The organism is Thioclava electrotropha (genome assembly GCF_002085925.2).
Classification (GTDB): Bacteria; Pseudomonadota; Alphaproteobacteria; order Rhodobacterales; family Rhodobacteraceae; genus Thioclava; species Thioclava electrotropha.
In genome coordinates, this window is sequence record NZ_CP053562.1 from 2286010 (window position 1) to 2303351 (window position 17342).

A 17342-nucleotide genomic window follows, 5' to 3' on the forward strand; every position below is an offset into this window, starting at 1 on the left:
TGAGACTATCGAAGACGGCGTGTGTCGCGCGCGTCAGGAAGCGAAGTCCTGAGACGAGTCGAGATCGCGACGGCAAGTCGTTCGGGGACGGCCCGAGCCGGATCAGAAACGCGCCGTCCATCCCAGCGAAACCCCCATCGCCGAACTCTGCCCCGGCTCGTAGACGAGCCCCGCACCGAGTCGCCCGATCCCGGCCTTGCGCGAATAGCCGATCTGCAGGTCGGGCTGAGGGGCCGCACTTTCGATATTCACCGAGGCTGTCGTCATCACGACCTTTTCGGAGCGCGTATTTCCGACGGCTGCGCCGACAGCGGTCGGAACGCTCATCGTCAATTTCCCCGAGGCCAGCGCGATCGGCGTAGAAACCCCGACAGAGAGGCGGTCGTCCCCGGTCAGAAAACCGGTCTTGCTCAGGCCAATGGCATAGGCGTTCGACCTCAGCCCGCTCCCGGATTGGAGCAAACCGTTCCCGGAGAAGCTGGAGTTGCCATTCGCTGCGGTAAGCTCGAGAGTCGTCCCGTCGCCGAGAGCGACATTCATCCCGAGCTGTACGAAATGGGTATTGCTCGAAAGCCCGCCGCCAAACGCGCCCCCCACCGAGGTGCCCAGGAAACCGCCGTCTTCGTGCAGATTGCCGACGGTCATCGAAAGCGTGCTGGCGCCGAACCGGGCATTGAGCGAACCGGCGATATATTGCGAGCTAACATCGCCCGCGCCGCCGCCTGCCTGCGAAATCGAGGCCGATACGCCATCGCCGAGACCGACTTCGTAGTGAAGCGCGGAGTCGGTGTCGAAAGACTTCAAATAAGGCGCGGCCATCGCGGCACTGTCGACCCATTTCGTTCCGGCAATCGCGGAGCTGTCGCCATGTGACAGCGACAGGGTGCCGGTGCCCGCGCTGAAATTGACCGGAGCGGTCGCCCCCATCGCGAAAGTCTCGGTGGAGGCCTGCGCGGCGCGGGCATCGGCATAGTCGGCCACGAAGCTGCTCGCCGCCACGTGATAGCCGCGATCATAGGCATCCGTGACGATCATCCGCTGATTGGAGAGTGTCGCGCGCAGGGCGCCTGCGACACCGCGGGTTGCGCTGATCGTGCTCTGGGTGGCGGGCACGGAAGGACCGTCGAGCGAGCTGGTCGTCTCGACTTTCAGCGTTCCGGCCGGTGCCTGAGCCTGCCGGAGATTGAGCTCGCCCCAGCCATAGATCGGGTCGATCCCCACCGCACCGAGATCGGTTGCGCTGTTTTCGAGGATCTGCACGATCTGCTGACCGGTGAGCTCGGGGAACTCGCTCTTGAGCACCGCAACCGCGCCGGTGACATAGGGCGTCGCCATCGAGGTCCCGCTCATATAGGCGTAATCGCTTCCAAGATCGCTCGGGTAGGTCGAGAGGATATCCACGCCCGGTGCCGCGAGGCAATAATTCATCGCCTCGCCACAGCGGTTGGAAAAACTGGCGATCTGGTGGTTGCTGTCAACAGCCACGACACCAAGGATCGAGCCTTCCATTTCCGGGAAATACTCCGGCAGGCCCGCCATCAAACTGGGATTGGCGCCGCCGTCATTGCCCGCGGCGAACACGCTGACCATTCCCGCCTTTGCCGCCGCGTCGAGCGAGTCGATGGTGGCCGATCCAAGCTGTTGGCGGATCTGGTCGGCGCTCGAAAACTGGTCGATCGTGAGCGTCTTGTTATTGCTGTCCACATAGGCCCAGCTGTTGTTCATCGATACCGCGCCGGCATTGACCGAGCGCGTGACCGCATCGGCGTAGCTGCCCGCAGGCACCGAACCTCCGACGCCTTGCAGGATCATCAGCTTGGACCCCAGGCAATCCCCTCGATCCCCTGCCCGTTCTGCACACCGGCAACGATCCCGGCCACATGCGTGCCGTGCCCGTCGGTGTCGGTGACGTCAGAGGTGTTGTCGAAATAGCTGTAGGAGAGCGCGCCATCGATGTTGTCAGCGAGATCGGGATGGGTCACATCCGCGCCGGAATCGTAGATCGACACGAGCGTTCCCAACCCATAGGCCCCCTCGGCGTAGCGATAGGCCGCCTCGGTCTGCGCAAGACCGCCGCTTGCATAATACTCGTCGGTCTCGAAACTGCTGACGCTGCCGCCAGTGCCGGTATACGGCGCGTTGCCCGAGGGCGGCGGCTGGGTGTTGCTCGAGGAGCCGGATGAGCTCGAGGACCCGCCTCCTCCTCCCCCCGCAGCGGCGGCCAGCCCCACCACGCCAAGGCCAAGGAGCAAGAGCATGCTGTTGGAGCCGGTCACGGATGTCGTGCTGGCCGCGGCAGTATCCGCAGTATTTCCCGAAGCGGTGTCAGCCGAACCGGGCGCGGCGGCGGGAGCCTGCGCGAGTCCGTACGAGACCGTCGTGCGACCCGCGAGCGCGATCCGTTGAGTGAGATCCTGTGCATGCACCTGTGTGACGGCAAGCGAGGTCAAAGCCGTCGCCGCCAGAATACGTCCCATCGTCATCAAGATCCCTTTCGCGGAAAAATGCCTGCGTCGCGGAGGTCCGGTCTTCTTTTTGTCTGGATAGCCTCAGCGATACTGTGCTTCTCCCCTTGCTTCAACGACACTTGAGTTAAGCATCGGTTAAACGCGCTGGCATGTGTCGATAGCGACGCAGGGAGCCCTCGGAAAATTCATCAGGGCGCGCTTGGAAACGCAGTGGACACGGTGCGAAATCTCAATGTTTCTTGGCCCGCCTTAGCGAAGTCGCAGATGGCGGGACGTCGGATGCGCTGCGCCTCGCAAGCATGCCGGTCGCTTCGGATACACGAACAATTGAAACGTTATCGCGGCGCTCGGTCGGGTTGCATCGGCCCCTTTCGGCACAATCTGCAGCGTAGCGGGTCGCGTACCGCGGCGCGCGACGTTGAGCGAACCGCGCGCATCTATGCGAGACGAGGCGGCCAAATGACCCGCGACTGAACCGCTTTGATCTGCGCTCAACCAAGCTCCATCGTTGCGATGGCCTGCAAGGATGCCGTCGTCTTCGGAGCGGTGCCGCGATACATGCGCGCCGTCTCGAAAGCCGGGGTGAAGCCGCACTCCGACAGACGGGCCCTGAGTGGCGCGTTGCTCTCGGGCAGGTCGATCGAGACGGGCGCAGTCGGAAAGCGGTTCGCCGCGGCACGTGCCAGCCGCATCGCATCGTCACTCCGCTCGGCAATGATCGGCCCGATCTTGAGCCCCTCGCGACATTGCCGCACGGTCGCGAAGCCTGTGCCATCGCTGAGCCGGACGGTCTGACGGGATGGGCCGGGCGCGAGCCAGCGGCTCAGGAAAGCGTCCCGCCGCACGCCAGATGCCTGCGCATCGAGCGCAATGAGGTGCTTCAGGTCAGCATGCTCGGCCAGCACGATGCCCGTGTCGTCTTCGGGTGACAGCACCCCCGTCAGCCGCAAACTCGCGCCCTGACGTCGAAACCCGGAGCGCGCGTAATTGTCCTGCTGCGCGGCCACGCCATCGAGCCCGACGCTGCGCTCTCCTGAATGGCGCAGCGCATGTTGCCACAGGGCGAACCCGATGCCCTGCCCCCGGACTTCGGGTTTGCAGATATAGAGACCCAGGAACGCGTTTTTCGCATCGTGATTGACCACAGAAATCGCGGCAACAGGCGCGCCATCCACATCTGCGACAAAGAAGCCTTGGGGATCGGCTGCGTAGAACGCCTCGGCATCCGCGAGGCCGGGATTCCAGCCCTCGGCGGCGGCCCAGTCGAGAACCGTCTCCAGCTCTGACAGATCGGCATTGCGCAGGATCATGCCCCCAACGCCTCCCTCAAGCTCGCAGGGGCGGAGGTGCGGTTTCGCAAGTCGAGCGAGCTGAGGAGGTCGAGAAGGTGGTTTTTCATCAGCTCCTCCGCCAAATCGGCATCGCGTTCCGCGAAGGCGCGCATCAAGGCATGGTGGGCGTGGCTTTCGCAAAGCGCCCCGCGCCGGTGCCAATAGAGCGCGATGATCAACGAAGACCGCGCGACCAGCTGGGTGATGAATTCGGTGATCGTGGCCTGATCGGCAATCCGTGCGATCTCGAGATGGAACTGCCCCGAGAGAAAGAGCGCCCGGCCCGCCTCGCCATCGTCGATCGCCGCGTGCTCTTCATCGATGTGACGTTGAAGCGCCGCGAGGTCGTCCTCGGTGATCCGCTCGGCGGCCGAGCGCGCGGTGCGCGGCTCGAGCAGGGCGCGCGCCTCGAACACCTCGCGCGCCTCGCGCACCGTGGGCTGCGCGACATAGGCCCCGCGGTTGCGCTTGAGTTCCACCAGCCGGTCATGGGCCAGCCGCTGCAGCGCGGCGCGGATGATGGTCCGCGAGACACCGTATATCTCCCCCAGCTCCTCTTCCGACAGCTTTGTGCCCGGCATCAGCCGATGCTCGTGAATCGCGAGCGCCAGATCATTGGCGATCGTATCGGGCATCGGGGCGGCGGGGAGCGGGTCGTTCATCTTGAGTTCCTTTCGTTCACACGATGCCCCGGGCGATCCGCGGAGGACAAGCTGGATCGCTTCGATTCGGATTGTATACAATGTTGTGTCGTAATTTTGCGCATGCAGAAAATTTTTCTGCTCAAATTCGAGGCAAGGTCGGATTCACGGCACCGTGAGTTCGGAAAATGATGGCGAGCTGTCCGGTTCGCACCGAAGGCTGAACCCAGATCAAAGGGAAGCGATGCGATGCGAACGGCACATGATCTCGAGCTGGTGAACCTGACGAAGCGCTACGGCGACACGGTCGCGGTGGACGCGATCAATCATGTCTTCGCGCCGGGCAGCTATGTCTGCCTGCTCGGTCCCTCGGGCTGCGGCAAGAGCTCGACCCTGCGGATGATCGCGGGCCATGAAAGCGTGAGCGAAGGCGCGATCCGCCTGAACGGCGTTGATATCTCCGCCCTGCCCCCGGCCAAGCGCGGCACGGCGATGATGTTTCAGAACTACGCGCTCTTTCCGCATCTCTCGGTCAAGGACAATGTCGCGTTCTCGCTGCGGATGAAGGGCGTCGACAAGACCGCGCGCCATGCCAAGGCGATGGAGCTTCTCGAACTCGTCGATATGGCGCATCTCTCCGAGCGTCTTCCCACGCAGCTCTCCGGTGGGCAGCAGCAACGCGTCGCGCTGGCGCGCGCGCTGGTCACCGAACCGGAAGTACTGCTTCTCGACGAACCGCTTTCCGCGCTCGACCCCTTCCTGCGGGTGCGGATGCGTGCCGAGCTCAAGCGGCTGCAGCGCGAGCTCGGCATCACCTTCCTTCATGTCACCCACGGGCAGGACGAGGCGCTCGCGCTCGCCGACGAGGTCGTGGTCATGAACAATGCCGTCATCGAACAGGCCGGACCCGCACGCGAGGTGTTCAACACGCCCCGGACCGAATTCGTGGCGCGCTTCATGGGCGGCCACAACGTGGTCACGCTCGACGGGCAGCTCCATGCGATCCGCTCGGATGCAGTGCGCCTTGGCCCCGAGGGGATGCCCGCGACGGTCAGTGCGATCGAATATCAGGGCGACCGCGTCGCGGTAACCGCCCAGGCCGAGGGCCAGGAACCGATCATCGCGCTGATGAGCGACGAGGCCTTCTATTCCAACGACATAAACCCGGGCGAGCAAGTGCGTCTTGCTTGGGATGAGGGGCGGCTGCACCGCCTCCGTGCCTGAAATCGACACTCCAACAGAGGGATAAGTGACAATGTCGAAAACCGGTTATACCCGCCGCTCGATTCTCAAGACCGGGGCGGCCGCGCTTGGCGCCTCCGCCTTCCCGGCGCCGATGATCTGGGCGCAGGAAATCAAGAACATCACGCTGCGCCAGTTCGGCACGGGCGTGTCGAACCTCAATGACGTGGCCAACAAGGTGAAGGAAGACCTTGGCTTCACGCTCGAGATGACCGCGCTCGATTCCGACGCGGTGACCCAGCGCGCGGCAACCCAGCCCGACAGCTTCGACATCGCCGATATCGAATACTGGATCTGCAAGAAGGTCTGGCCGACCGGCAACCTGCAGGCGATGGATACCTCGAAGATCAAGAATTACGACAAGATCGTCGGCATCTTCAAATCCGGCAAGCTGACGCCCGAGAGCGAGATCGCCCAAGGCACCGCGCCGTCGACCGTGGGCTTCGTCGAGGGCCCCGGCGGCACCACCTTCGCCGATCAGGAAACCGGCTGGATGACGCTGATCCCGACCATCTACAACGCCGACACGCTGGGCATCCGCCCCGACCTGATCGGGCGCCCGATCGAGAGTTGGACGGAACTGCTGAACCCCGAGTTCAAGGGCAAGGCTTCGATCCTCGACATCTCCTCGATCGGCATCATGGACATGGCCATGGTCTGCGAGGCGATGGGTGAGATCCAGTATGGCGACAAGGGCAACATGACCCGCGAAGAGATCGACAAGACCATGGCGATCTTCACCGAGGCGAAGAAGAACGGCCAGTTCCGTGCCTTCTGGAAGACCTTCGACGAGAGCGTGAACCTGATGGCCTCGGGCGAGGTCGTGATCCAGTCGATGTGGTCGCCCGCGATCACCGCGGTGAAATCGCGCGGCATCGATTGCGTCTACCAGCCTCTGAAAGAGGGCTATCGCAGCTGGGGCGGCGGTCTCGGCCTGTCGAAGTCGCTCTCGGGCATGGAGCTCGATGCGGCCTATGAATACATCAACTGGTATCTCTCGGGCTGGGTCGGCGGCTACCTGATGCGTCAGGGCTATTACTCGGCCGTGCCGGAAACCTCGAAGGACTTCATGTCCGACAACGAGTGGGGCTACTGGTTCGAAGGCAAGCCCGCGACGGATGTGATCACCAGCCCGACCGGCGACAAGCTGGCCGAAGCCGGCGAGACCCGCGACGGCGGCTCTTTCTACGACCGCATGGGCCATGTCGCGTGCTGGAACGCAGTGATGGACGAGAACCAGTACATGGTTCGCAAGTGGAACGAGTTCATCGCCTCGTGATGACCGTGGTGGGGCTATCCGCCCCCCACACCCCCCGAGGATATTTGAGCCAAGTCGAAGGGCAGGATCGCGATGAAAGTGACCCGCGAGACGGTGACGGGATGGTTGCAGGCGGCGCCCCTGACGGTGGTGTTGCTGGGCTTTCTGGTCGCGCCGATCATTACCATCGTGATCGTCAGCTTCTGGCAGGCGACCGAGTTTTCGATCATCCCCGCCTTCAGTCTTGAGAATTACGAGTTCCTGTTCGGCTCGCCGGTGACCTACAAGGTCTTCGCCGCGACCTTCAAATACGCCTTCCTGACCTGGGCGATGACGCTCGCGATCGGTTTCACCGTCGCCTATTACCTCGCCTTTCACATCCGCAGCCAGACGATGCAGATCGCGCTGTTTTTGCTGTGCACGATCCCGTTCTGGACCTCGAACATCATTCGCATGATCTCGTGGATCCCGTTCCTCGGGCGCAACGGGATTGCGAACCAGACGCTGATTTCATGGGGCGTGATCGACCAGCCGCTGGAGTGGCTGCTCTATTCCGATTTCTCGGTGATCCTCGCCTTCGTGCATCTCTACACGCTGTTCATGGTGGTGCCGATCTTCAACACGATGATGCGGATCGACCGCAACCTGATCGAGGCGGCGCGCGACAACGGTGCGAGCGGGTTCCAGACGCTGGTCCATGTGATCATCCCGCTGACCAAACCCGGCATCATGATCGGCACGATCTTCGTGCTGACGCTGGTGATGGGCGATTTCATTACCGTGCGGTTCATGTCCGGGTCGCAGCGGGCCAATGTGGGGCGGCTGATTTCCAACGATATCGCGCTGCTGCAATACCCCTCCGCGGCCGCCACGGCGGTGGTGCTGCTGTGTACCGTGCTGATCGTGATCGGGATCCTGCTGCGCTTCGTCAACATCCGCAAGGAGCTCTGATCCATGGAGAAACGCCCGCGCAGCTTCTACGTCCTGACCGTCATCTTCGCGCTTTTCGTGCTGTTCCTTTACGGGCCGACGATCACCATCGGCATCCTGAGCTTTCAGGGCCCCGAGGGCGGGCTGACCTTCCCGATGCGGGGCGTGTCGCTCAACTGGTTCCACGAGCTGTTCCAGCAGCAGGCCGTGGGCGATATCTGGGGCGCGTTCCGGCGGTCCTTCATGCTCGGCCTGCTGGTCATGGTGACGACGGTCGTCGTCTCGGTCATGGCGGGCCTCGCATTCCGCAAGAAATTCCCGGGCTCCGGCATTCTGTTCTACCTGACGATCGCCTCGCTGGTGATCCCCTCGATCCTGATCTCGCTGGGCGTGGGGCTGATCTTCAACCAGCTCGGGCTAAAGGTGCATTGGGCGACCTCGGGCTTCGGCTCACAGCTGACATGGACGCTGCCCTTCGGTCTTCTGATCATGTTCGCCGTCTTCAACCGTTTCGACAAAAGCTTCGAGGAGGCCGCGCGCGATCAGGGTGCGAGCGCATGGCAGACGATCCGTTTCGTCGTGCTGCCGATCATCGCGCCGTCGCTGATCGGGGTGGCTCTGTTCGGCTTCACGCTGAGCTATGATGAATTCGCGCGCACGCTGTTGACGGCGGGCAGCTACAACACGCTTCCGCTCGAGATCTTCGGGATGACGACGAATGTGACGACGCCCGTGGTCTATGCCCTGGGCACGCTGACCACGATGTTTTCGCTTCTGATCATCGGGGCGTTCTTGGTCGCCGCCTGGATCATGGCACGGCGGCGCGCACGGCTCGGCTCGGATGCCGGGAAAGGCGTTTGATCCCAGATGCGCATTCTCTACATCAACCCGAATTCGACGGCGTCGATGACCGATCAGATCGTGGGCATCGCGCGGGCAGCACTACCTGACGCCGAGATCGTCGGCTGGACGAATGCGGAAGGGCCGCCCGCCATTGAGGGGCCCGAGGATGGTGCGCATGCCGTGATCGGGCTGAAGAAACTGTTGCCGGAGGCGAAGGGGATTGGCGCCGATCTGATCGTGATCGCCTGTTTCGACGATACTGGGCTCGAGGAGCTGCGCGCCGCCGCGCATTGCCCGGTGATCGGGATCGGTCAGGCCGCCTATGTGATCGGCGCGCTCGCCTTCGGGGCGTTCTCGGTGGTGACCACGTTGCCGGTATCCGTGCCGGTCCTCGAGGAGAATATCGCGCAGTACGGGCTTGCGGGCGCGTGCATCGCGGTGCGCGCGAGTGGCGTGCCGGTGCTGGCCGTCGAAGAGGGATCAGAGCCGGTCCGCGCGCGCCTCTCCGAGGAGATCGCCGAAGCCGGGAAGGAAGGCGCACGGGCTGTTGCGATGGGATGCGCAGGCATGTCGCATTTGCGCGCCGATCTCTTCGAGAGAACCCGCGTTCCGCTGATCGACGGGGTCATCGCCTCGGCGCATCTGGCGCGGGCGATCCGGGCGACCCTGAATTGAGATCAGAAGCGTCCCTGAGGGCGAAGCACCCTGCCCGTTCCCCTGCCGCTCAGACGCCGAGATTGAGCGCCTTGGCCTTGCGGTAGAACGTCGCCCGCCCGATGCCGAGATCGCGCGCCGCCGCCGAGACATTGCCGCCGTTGCGGGCCAGCGCGCGGGCCATTTCGGAGCGTTGCGCCTCTTCCAGCCCGTTGCGGATGCCGTGCTCCAGCAGGTCCGACGCCGGAAGCTGGCCGATCTGCCCGGCCTCGATCCCAAGGTGTCGCCGCGCGGCGCGGGTGGCTCCGACGACCAGATCGTCGCGATCGAGCGCCAGCAGCATCACGCCCTGCGCCCCGGTCTCGCCCGAGCCAGTCGAGAGGATGCGCGCGCCGTCATAGGAGGCGCGGAACAGGTCCGCCTCGATCCGATGCGCCGCGTCCTGAACGGTCAGCGCCACGAGCCGGGCATAGCCCTCGGTCATGTCCGAGCGCGCGGAGCTGACATCGATCACCCCCGCCAGATCGCCCTGCGCGCCGAAGATGGGCGAGCCCATGCAGGTCAGCACGGTGTTGCGGGTGCGGAAATGCTGATCGCGCCAGACGGTGACGGGGCGCGCCTCGGCCACGCAGGTGCCGATGCCGTTGGTGCCCTCGACCCCTTCGGACCAGTCCGAACCGGGCGCGAGGTTCGAGGAATGGAAGTCATCGACATCCGCGTCGCGCAGGCGCTCATCGAGCACCAGCCCGCCCGCATCGGACAGAAGCACCGTGCAGCCCGCATCGCCTGCCGCGCGCGACAGTCGGTCGAGCACCGGCGAGGCGATCCGCATCATCAGACCCGCCCGCTCGCGCCGCTCGCGCATCTCGGCCTGGGTCAGACGCTCGTTGCGCCCGCCGGTTTCCGGGTCGATACGGTGATGGATCATCGAGCGGCGCCAGCTGGCCGCGAACCCCGCCCGCGTGGCGGATTTCGGCGAAGAGACGACCTCTCGCACGATATCGGCATGTTGGCGCGGAACGCCCGTATGCAGTGACGGCATGCGAAAGCCTCCCTCTCTTGCGCAGCCTATGAAAGCCCAAGCAGGTTAGGCCGATTCGGACCTTACACAACGTAAATTCCCGCTGAGCGGCCCGGCACCTGTCTCGGGGGTGAGACAGTCGCGGCTCAGTCCTCCTCGTGCCGCCGCCCGCGAAATCCTTGGGCGACCACGAATTTCTCCGAGCTGTCCGAGCGCGAGGCCGGTGGTTTCACATTCGCGACCTTGGTGAAGTTTTTCTTCAGGATCGTCATCAGCCCCTGCTCCGCACCGCCTGCGAGGACCTTGGCGACGAAAGTGCCGCCCTCTTCGAGCACGTCGAAGGCGAACTCCGCCGCCGCTTCGCACAGCGTGATGATGCGCAGGTGATCGGTGTTCTGGTGCCCCGAGGACGAGGCCGCCATATCCGACATCACCACATCCGCAGACCCGCCGAGCCATTCCTTGACCTTGTCGTCGGCGCCTTCCTCGAGGAAATCGAGCACATGGATCTCGGCCCCCGGGATCGGATCGACCTCCTGCAGATCGACGCCCAGAACGGTGCCGACCTTCTTGCCCGATTTCTCGCCCAAGGCGTTCACGCGCTTGACGGCCACCTGACACCAGCCGCCGGGCGCGCAGCCCAGATCGACCACCCGCGCGCCGGGTACGAGGAAGCGATACTTGTCGTCCAGCTCGAGGATTTTGTAGGCCGCACGGCCACGATAGCCCTCTTTCTTCGCGCGCTGCACGTAAGGGTCGTTGAGCTGCCGCTCCAGCCAGAGGGTCGAGGAGAGCTTGCGCCCCCTCGCCGTCTTCACGCGCACGCGCAGGTCGCGCTGGCCGCGCCCGGAAGTGTTCTTGCCGCTGGGTGTCTTCGCCATCATTTCATCTCTTCTAACACGCCGTCTCCGGCCATTTGCGCATAGAGGAGCCCCTCGCGCAGGCCACGGTCGGCAATGGACATCTGGTCGGTGGGCCAAACCCGCATCAGGGCCTGCAGGATTGCAGCCCCCGACATAATCAAAGTGTGCCGGTCGCGCCCGATCCGAGGATCCGAGCGCCGCCCGGCAGGCCCGAGCTGCAGGAAGGAGCGGATCACCGCGTCGATCTCTCCCGAGGTCATGGTCAACCCGTCGACCCGGTTGCGATCGTAACGCTTCAGGTTGAGGTGGCAGGCCGCGACAGTCGTCACCGTGCCGGAAGTCCCGATGATCTGGAACCCGTCCTGCGGGCTGCCAGCCGCATAGGGCGTGAAGTCCGCGAGCTTTTCCTCGAAGAACCAGCTCATCAGCGCAAACCGCGCGGCATCGTCCTCGACATCGGCAAATTGATCCTTGAGCGTCGCGACCCCGAGCGGCACCGAAATCCAGTCCACCACCCGCGCTGCCGGGTCCGGCCCGTCGGGCTGGTTGAACCCTTGCGAGAGCCGCATGATCGCGCGGGCGCGGTCGCCAGGCGGCACGTCTTCGAGGTCGATCCAGACAAGCTCGGTCGAGCCGCCGCCGATATCGACCACCAGCACCTGCTCGGAATTGGGCGACACCAGCGAGGCGCAGGAAATCACGGCCAGCCGCGCCTCCTCCTCGGGCGGAATGATCTCCAGCGGCAGGCCGGTCTCGCGGCGCACATAGCGGATGAAATCGCGCGCGTTCTTGGCGCGGCGACAGGCCTCGGTCGCCACCAGCCGCATCCGGGTGACCCCATGCGTTTCGATCTTGCGGCGGCAAATCTGCAAAGCCTGAACGGTGCGCGACATCGAGCTGCGCGACAAACGGCCATAGGTTTCAAGACCTTGGCCCAGCTGGACGGCTTTTGAGAAGCTATCCACGACCTGAAACTGAGAACCCCTTGGACGGGCAATCAGCATCCGGCAACTGTTGGTGCCAAGGTCGAGAGCGGCATATAGCCCCTCGCCGGACTTGGCGGATTTGGTCGCGGGGGACTCGACCTGAGCCGGTTTCACCGCCCGCGCGGGCGATGCAGCTGTCGGGAGCGCGCCCGCCGACCGGGGACGCTTGGGCGCCATGATTACGCCCTCCGATTTGAAGTTGCTCTAAAGCTATCGGTTTGCGCCTCCCGGTTCAAGGGAGCGCGACGCGGAAGTGATAGAAGGCCGGCGCTTTTCGCGGGCCGCAACCGGGTCGCCCCGGCGCGCCCTCAGACCGCGGGCAGGATCACCGTGAAGCAGCTGCCCTCGCCCTTCTTGCTGTCGACGCGGAAGCGCCCACGGTGGCGCGCCACGATATGCTTGACGATGGCGAGCCCCAGCCCGGTGCCGCCCTTCTCGCGCGAGCGGTGGGTGTCGACGCGGTAGAAGCGCTCGGTGATGCGCGGCAGATGCTGTTCGTCGATCCCCTCGCCCCGGTCGATCACATCGACGCGATAGGCTTTGCCGCGAAGCACAGGCTCATGCGCGATCGCCGAGACGCGCAGCCGCACCTCGCCGCCCTGCCCGCCATATTTGATCGCGTTCTCCACGAGGTTGGAAAAGACCTGCGTCAGCTGATCGGGGTCGCCCTGCACCGGCAAAGCCCCGGTCTCGCCCTCGGAGATCAGCTTCACCTTGGCCGCCTCGGCGACGGGTTCGAGCGTCTGCGTGACACCCTTGAGCACCAGCGCCAGATCGACCTTGGTTGTCGGGCGCATCCGTTCCTCGCCCTCGACGCGGCTCAGCGACAGAAGATCGCCCACCAGACGGTTCATCCGCGCCGCCTCGCGCTCCATGATCGACAGGAACCGATCGCGCGCCGCCGCATCGTCGCGCGCGCTCGAACGCAGAGTCTCGATGAAGCCCATCAACGCGGTCAGCGGCGTGCGCAACTCATGGCTGACATTGGCCACGAAATCGCGCCGCATGGCTTCGGCGGTCTCCAGCGCGGTGATGTCCTCGAAGCTCGCCAAAACCGAATTCGTGGAAAGCGGGCCTTCGGGCGCGGGCGGCAGCGGAGAGAAATGCACCAGCGTGATCGTCTCGGCCTGACCGGTGGGATGCAGCCGCAGGCGAACCGGGTCGGGCCGCGCGCCGCGCAGTGCCGCGCTGACTGCCGCGCCGAAACCGGGCTGGCGCAGCACCGTCACATAGGGACGCCCGAGAAACTGCGTACCGAACAGACGGTTGGCCGCCACATTTCCCTGCGCGATCCGCTCGTCGCGCCCGATCAGCAAAACCGCGCTCGGCAGCGCGTCGAGAACCTGTCCGATCGCCCCTTGGCTCATTGCCATGCCTCCCCGCCTGCCATCGCTGTCGCGGCAAGGTTTGAGCGATGCGGCGCGAGCTGTAAAGCCTTGCCATGCCCGAAAAACCGACCCCTGCTTCGGTTTTGCAACTCACGCTTCGCAGTCAACAATCAGTGCCTTGTGAAATAAGTAAAAAAACGCTAAACCTAGGCGTGTATTTCATGGGATCTTTCCGGATCCCGTCACTTACACCGCGGGGGCGATGAGGTTTGCACTATTACTATGTCAAGAACCCCCCGTTCCCGTCTCGCCTTACAAGCCGTTCTCTTTCAATGTGTGAAGGCGTCTGAGACCAGCAACCTGCTGTTGGTCGACCCCGCGCGTGAGCTGCCGTCTTCGCTCAAAGAGATCTCCGGCCAGGCGATTCAGGTGCTTCAATACGACCAGATCACCGCGCAAAAGATGGTGAAGCTGCGCCCCGAACTGGTGCTGGCTCCGCTTCTGTCGGAGAGGTTCGACATTCTCGATCTCGCGAAGCGGCTCGAGGAATTCGGGTTCACCGGCAAGCTGCGGGCCTATTCCCGCCCGCTGCCGAATATCGCCGCGATCCGGCAGGAGGTGCGCGCCGCGCATCCCCAGCTCGATTTCGACATATTCACCCTGCCGATCGATGAGTTTCGCGACAATTAGCCGATCGCTTTCAGCCCCTTGGAGAAGCGCGCAGCGTTTTCGCGGTAATGCGCGGCCGAGCCCAGCAGCGCCTGCAGCGCCTTCTCGTCAAGCTGGCGGACCACCTTGCCCGGCGCGCCCATCACGAGGCTGCCATCGGGGATTTCCTTGCCTTCGGTGATCAGCGCGCCCGCGCCGATCAGGCAGCCTTTGCCGATCTTCGCGCCGTTGAGCACCGTCGCGCCCATGCCGATCAGCGAGCCATCCCCGATCGTGCAGCCATGCAGCATCGCCTTGTGCCCGACCGTGCAATTCGCGCCGATGGTCAGCGGAAAGCCCATATCGGTATGGCAGACGACGTTCTCCTGCAGGTTCGAGCCCGCGCCCACGCGGATTTCCTCGTTATCACCGCGCAGAGTGCCGCCGAACCAGACCGAGGCCTCAGTTTCCAGCACCACCTTTCCGATCAGATTGGCGTCCGGCGCGACCCATGCGTCTTCGGCGATTTCGGGCGCAATCCCGTCCAGTTCGTAAATCATCTTGCCTCGAACTCCCTGTTCAACTTTCGCACGAACTCACTCAACCCGGTCTGACGGTCGCGACGGCTGCGCTCGGCGGTCAGGATCGTGCGCAACTGCTCTTCGGCGCGGTCGAGATCATCATTGACCAGAACATAGTCATATTCCGACCAATGGCTGATTTCGGCGAGCGATTTTTCCATCCGGCCATTGATCACGGCATCGCTGTCCTGCGCGCGGCTGCGCAGCCGCTCTTCCAGCGCCGCAATCGAGGGCGGCAGGATGAAGATCGAGACCACGTCCTTGCCCAGCGAGGAGTTGCGGATCTGCTGCCCGCCCTGCCAGTCGACGTCGAACAGCGTATCGCGCCCCTCGCCCATCGCGGCCTCCACCGGCCCTTTCGGCGTGCCGTAGAAATTGCCGAACACCTCGGCATGCTCCAGCATGTCGCCCTGATCGACCATCTTCTCGAACTCGGCGCGGGACTTGAAGAAATACTCCACCCCGTCGCTCTCGCCCGGGCGCGGATCGCGCGTCGTGGCCGAGACCGAGAAGCGCAGCGTCGAGTCCCAGTTCATCAGCCGCTTGGCCAGCGTGGATTTGCCTGCGCCCGAGGGCGAAGAAAGGATAATGAGAAGGCCGCGGCGGCTGGTATCGGGCATCGGAATTACTCTACGTTCTGAATCTGCTCGCGCAGCTGGTCGATCGCGTATTTCAACGCCAGACCGATCCGCGTCAACTCCGCATCGCCCGATTTCGAGCACAGCGTATTGGCCTCGCGGACGAATTCCTGCGCGAGAAATTCGAACTTGCGGCCCACGGGTCCGATCTCGGCCAGAAGCGCACGGGCGGCCTCGACATGGACGCGGAGGCGTTCAATTTCCTCAGTCACGTCGGACTTGATCGCGAGCAAGGCCAGTTCCTGCGCGACGCGATCCGGATCGACATCGGTCGCCTCCATCACCCGCGCAAGCGCGGCCTTCAGCGTCTCTGCAGCCTTCGGGGCACGCGCGGCGGCAGCCTCTGCGGCCTCGTCGGTCAGCGCGGCGATCTCGTCGATGCGCGCGGCCAGCAAAGCGCCGGTTCGGGCGCCTTCCTCGCGGCGCATCGCGACGAAACTCTCCAGAACGGGCTCGAAACTCTCCAGCAGCGCTGCCAGCAGTGCCGCGGAATCCTCGATCGTGCCGCCCGAGTGATCGACCACTCCGCGCATCGCCATCAGATCGCTCGGCTTGAGCGGCGCCAGCGCCACGCCCTTGCGCTCGGCGGCGCGCTCGACTTTGTCGACGGCGGCAAGGGCGGCATTGAGCACGTCGGGCTCGATCCGCATCGCGGCGCTGCCTGCGGCCTGCGCGAGTTTGAGGTTCAGCGTGACATTCCCCCGCGCGACCCGGTCGCCGACCGCCTTGCGCAGAGCCGGCTCCAGCCCCTCGATATCGGGCAGCCGCAGCCGCAGGTCGAACCCTTTGCCATTGACCGAGCGCAAATCCCAGCTCCAGTCATGCCCCGCGCCGCTCCCCTGTCCGGCGGCAAATCCAGTCATCGAGACAGTAGCGGCGGCGGGCGCCCCCTCCGGGCGCGGCTCTGGAGCGGGTTTAACCATTTAAGAGTTTCTTTCCCCATGTGACGAAAAAATGGCCTAACTTGGCCTTGGTAAGAGTTCAGTAACGATTTCGCCCTGACGGTCAACCGCAAGGCGGCATGTGCCGCCCGATCGTCGGGCGCGAGACAGCCACCCCGCGCCCGTGCCGCGCGGGACGAAGTAAGGGTGATTGAAATGGATCGCGAGACCGACAGCAACGCCGCATCCCCCGCCTCGGCCAAAGGTCGCCGGATTGGCAACGAGCTGCGCGCCTATTGGGAAGCGCTGCTGGCAGGCCGCCCGATGCCCGCACGCGCCGATATCGATCCGCGCGGCATCGACCGCGCGCTGGAATTCGCCTTCATCCTCGAACGGGTTGCGCCGGGCATGGGGCGGTTTCGTCTCGCAGGGCAGCATATCTGCGACCTGATGGGCATGGAGGTGCGCGGGATGCCCCTGACCTCGCTTTTCGCGCCCGAGGGCCGCAAGCAGATCGCCGATCTGACCGAGGCCGTCTTCGCGCGCCCCGCCATCGCCGAGGCGCAACTGGTCTCGGAGGCCGGGATCGGCAAGCCGGGGCTGGCGGGCCATCTGGTGATGCTGCCGCTGACGGATGATTTCGGGGCGGTGACGCGGGTGCTGGGATGTTTCGTGGCAGAGCCCCTGCGCAATACGGGCGAGGCGGAAGACATTCACGATGCAGGCCGCGCTCCGCGCCGTTTCACCGTCACGGGCGCCCGGATCAAGCCGCTGGAGATGCCGCCGCTGCGCGAGCCCCAACCCGCCGGGCGCAGCCCCCGCGCGTCACAGTCGTTCGAGCAGCCCGCACCGATGCCCGCCAGCTCGGGCTTTGCGGAGGGTCAGACGCCCTACACGCCACGCCCGAAGTCCCGCGCCGAGCATCTGGCGGAGATGACGCCGGACGAGCGCCGCGCGATGTTCCGAGTGGTGCGTCAGGAGGGCTAAGACCCTTAATGCATGAACCCTGCCACGCTTGAAAAAAGCCCG

At 64.5% G+C, this 17342-nt stretch carries 16 protein-coding genes and 1 pseudogene; 7 read left to right on the forward strand and 10 right to left on the reverse strand.

Going from position 1 to position 17342, the window contains the following annotated elements:
* Window positions 1–102: 102 nt before the first annotated feature.
* The 3 genes and pseudogenes from AKL02_RS10835 to AKL02_RS10850 all read right to left on the reverse strand — a co-directional run bounded on the left by AKL02_RS10835 (window position 103) and on the right by AKL02_RS10850 (window position 4461).
* A pseudogene (locus AKL02_RS10835) lies at window positions 103–2483 on the reverse strand (S8 family peptidase).
* A gap of 476 nt (window positions 2484–2959) precedes the next feature.
* Window positions 2960–3778 (reverse strand): GNAT family N-acetyltransferase, encoded by an 819-nt coding sequence (locus tag AKL02_RS10845; protein ID WP_083077007.1) that lies wholly within the window; start codon window positions 3776–3778, stop codon window positions 2960–2962.
* The gene (locus tag AKL02_RS10850) at window positions 3775–4461 is read right to left on the reverse strand and encodes a GntR family transcriptional regulator (RefSeq protein WP_078550232.1); all 687 of its coding nucleotides are present in this window, start codon (window positions 4459–4461) and stop codon (window positions 3775–3777) included. Before AKL02_RS10850 ends, AKL02_RS10845 begins: the two co-directional genes overlap by 4 nt.
* A 228-nt stretch (window positions 4462–4689) precedes the next feature.
* Between AKL02_RS10850 and AKL02_RS10855 the strand changes: the two genes are divergently transcribed.
* From AKL02_RS10855 to AKL02_RS10875, 5 genes are all read left to right on the forward strand, one after another.
* Complete coding sequence (locus AKL02_RS10855) at window positions 4690–5664, forward strand: ABC transporter ATP-binding protein (RefSeq protein ID WP_083077009.1); 975 nt, start codon at window positions 4690–4692, stop codon at window positions 5662–5664.
* Between the two features lie 31 nt (window positions 5665–5695).
* The gene (locus AKL02_RS10860; RefSeq protein ID WP_078520765.1) at window positions 5696–6961 is read left to right on the forward strand and encodes an ABC transporter substrate-binding protein; all 1266 of its coding nucleotides are present in this window, start codon (window positions 5696–5698) and stop codon (window positions 6959–6961) included.
* A gap of 72 nt (window positions 6962–7033) precedes the next feature.
* Window positions 7034–7891 (forward strand): ABC transporter permease, encoded by an 858-nt coding sequence (locus AKL02_RS10865; protein WP_078601352.1) that lies wholly within the window; start codon window positions 7034–7036, stop codon window positions 7889–7891.
* Window positions 7892–7894: 3 nt separating this feature from the next.
* Window positions 7895–8731, forward strand: a complete 837-nt coding sequence (locus AKL02_RS10870; protein ID WP_083077011.1) for an ABC transporter permease — start codon at window positions 7895–7897, stop codon at window positions 8729–8731.
* A 6-nt stretch (window positions 8732–8737) separates the two neighbouring features.
* On the forward strand, window positions 8738–9388 hold the full coding sequence (locus AKL02_RS10875) for an aspartate/glutamate racemase family protein (protein ID WP_083077013.1): 651 nt from the start codon (window positions 8738–8740) through the stop codon (window positions 9386–9388).
* A gap of 49 nt (window positions 9389–9437) precedes the next feature.
* On the opposite strand, the gene AKL02_RS10880 is transcribed toward AKL02_RS10875, so the two are convergent.
* The 4 genes from AKL02_RS10880 to AKL02_RS10895 all read right to left on the reverse strand — a co-directional run bounded on the left by AKL02_RS10880 (window position 9438) and on the right by AKL02_RS10895 (window position 13604).
* A complete protein-coding gene (locus tag AKL02_RS10880) occupies window positions 9438–10409 on the reverse strand; it encodes a GAF domain-containing protein (RefSeq protein WP_078520769.1) in 972 nt (323 codons plus the stop codon).
* Between the two features lie 125 nt (window positions 10410–10534).
* Window positions 10535–11269: an RlmE family RNA methyltransferase gene (locus AKL02_RS10885; RefSeq protein WP_083077547.1), complete on the reverse strand. Its 735-nt coding sequence runs from the start codon at window positions 11267–11269 to the stop codon at window positions 10535–10537.
* Window positions 11269–12414, reverse strand: coding sequence for a Ppx/GppA phosphatase family protein (locus tag AKL02_RS10890; RefSeq protein ID WP_078520771.1), 1146 nt, complete (start codon window positions 12412–12414; stop codon window positions 11269–11271). The genes AKL02_RS10885 and AKL02_RS10890 overlap by 1 nt, the downstream gene beginning before the upstream one ends.
* A gap of 131 nt (window positions 12415–12545) precedes the next feature.
* Window positions 12546–13604: a sensor histidine kinase gene (locus AKL02_RS10895; protein ID WP_083077015.1), complete on the reverse strand. Its 1059-nt coding sequence runs from the start codon at window positions 13602–13604 to the stop codon at window positions 12546–12548.
* Between the two features lie 390 nt (window positions 13605–13994).
* Here AKL02_RS10895 and AKL02_RS10900 point away from each other — a divergent pair, with 390 nt between their 5' ends.
* Window positions 13995–14255, forward strand: coding sequence for a hypothetical protein (locus AKL02_RS10900; RefSeq protein ID WP_133051937.1), 261 nt, complete (start codon window positions 13995–13997; stop codon window positions 14253–14255).
* Here AKL02_RS10900 and AKL02_RS10905 read toward each other — a convergent pair.
* From AKL02_RS10905 to AKL02_RS10915, 3 genes are read right to left on the reverse strand one after another with little or no spacing between them, the layout of a single operon-like run.
* On the reverse strand, window positions 14252–14773 hold the full coding sequence (locus AKL02_RS10905) for a gamma carbonic anhydrase family protein (protein ID WP_083077020.1): 522 nt from the start codon (window positions 14771–14773) through the stop codon (window positions 14252–14254). The two genes, AKL02_RS10900 and AKL02_RS10905, sit on opposite strands and share 4 nt — an antisense overlap.
* Complete coding sequence (gene gmk / locus AKL02_RS10910; protein ID WP_083077022.1) at window positions 14770–15414, reverse strand: guanylate kinase; 645 nt, start codon at window positions 15412–15414, stop codon at window positions 14770–14772. Before gmk ends, AKL02_RS10905 begins: the two co-directional genes overlap by 4 nt.
* Before the next feature lie 5 nt (window positions 15415–15419).
* Window positions 15420–16355 (reverse strand): YicC/YloC family endoribonuclease, encoded by a 936-nt coding sequence (locus AKL02_RS10915; protein WP_232621599.1) that lies wholly within the window; start codon window positions 16353–16355, stop codon window positions 15420–15422.
* Between the two features lie 174 nt (window positions 16356–16529).
* Here AKL02_RS10915 and AKL02_RS10920 point away from each other — a divergent pair, with 174 nt between their 5' ends.
* Entirely contained in the window at window positions 16530–17300 is a 771-nt protein-coding gene (locus AKL02_RS10920) for a PAS domain-containing protein (RefSeq protein ID WP_083077026.1), read from the forward strand.
* The last annotated feature ends 42 nt before the right edge of the window (window positions 17301–17342 follow it).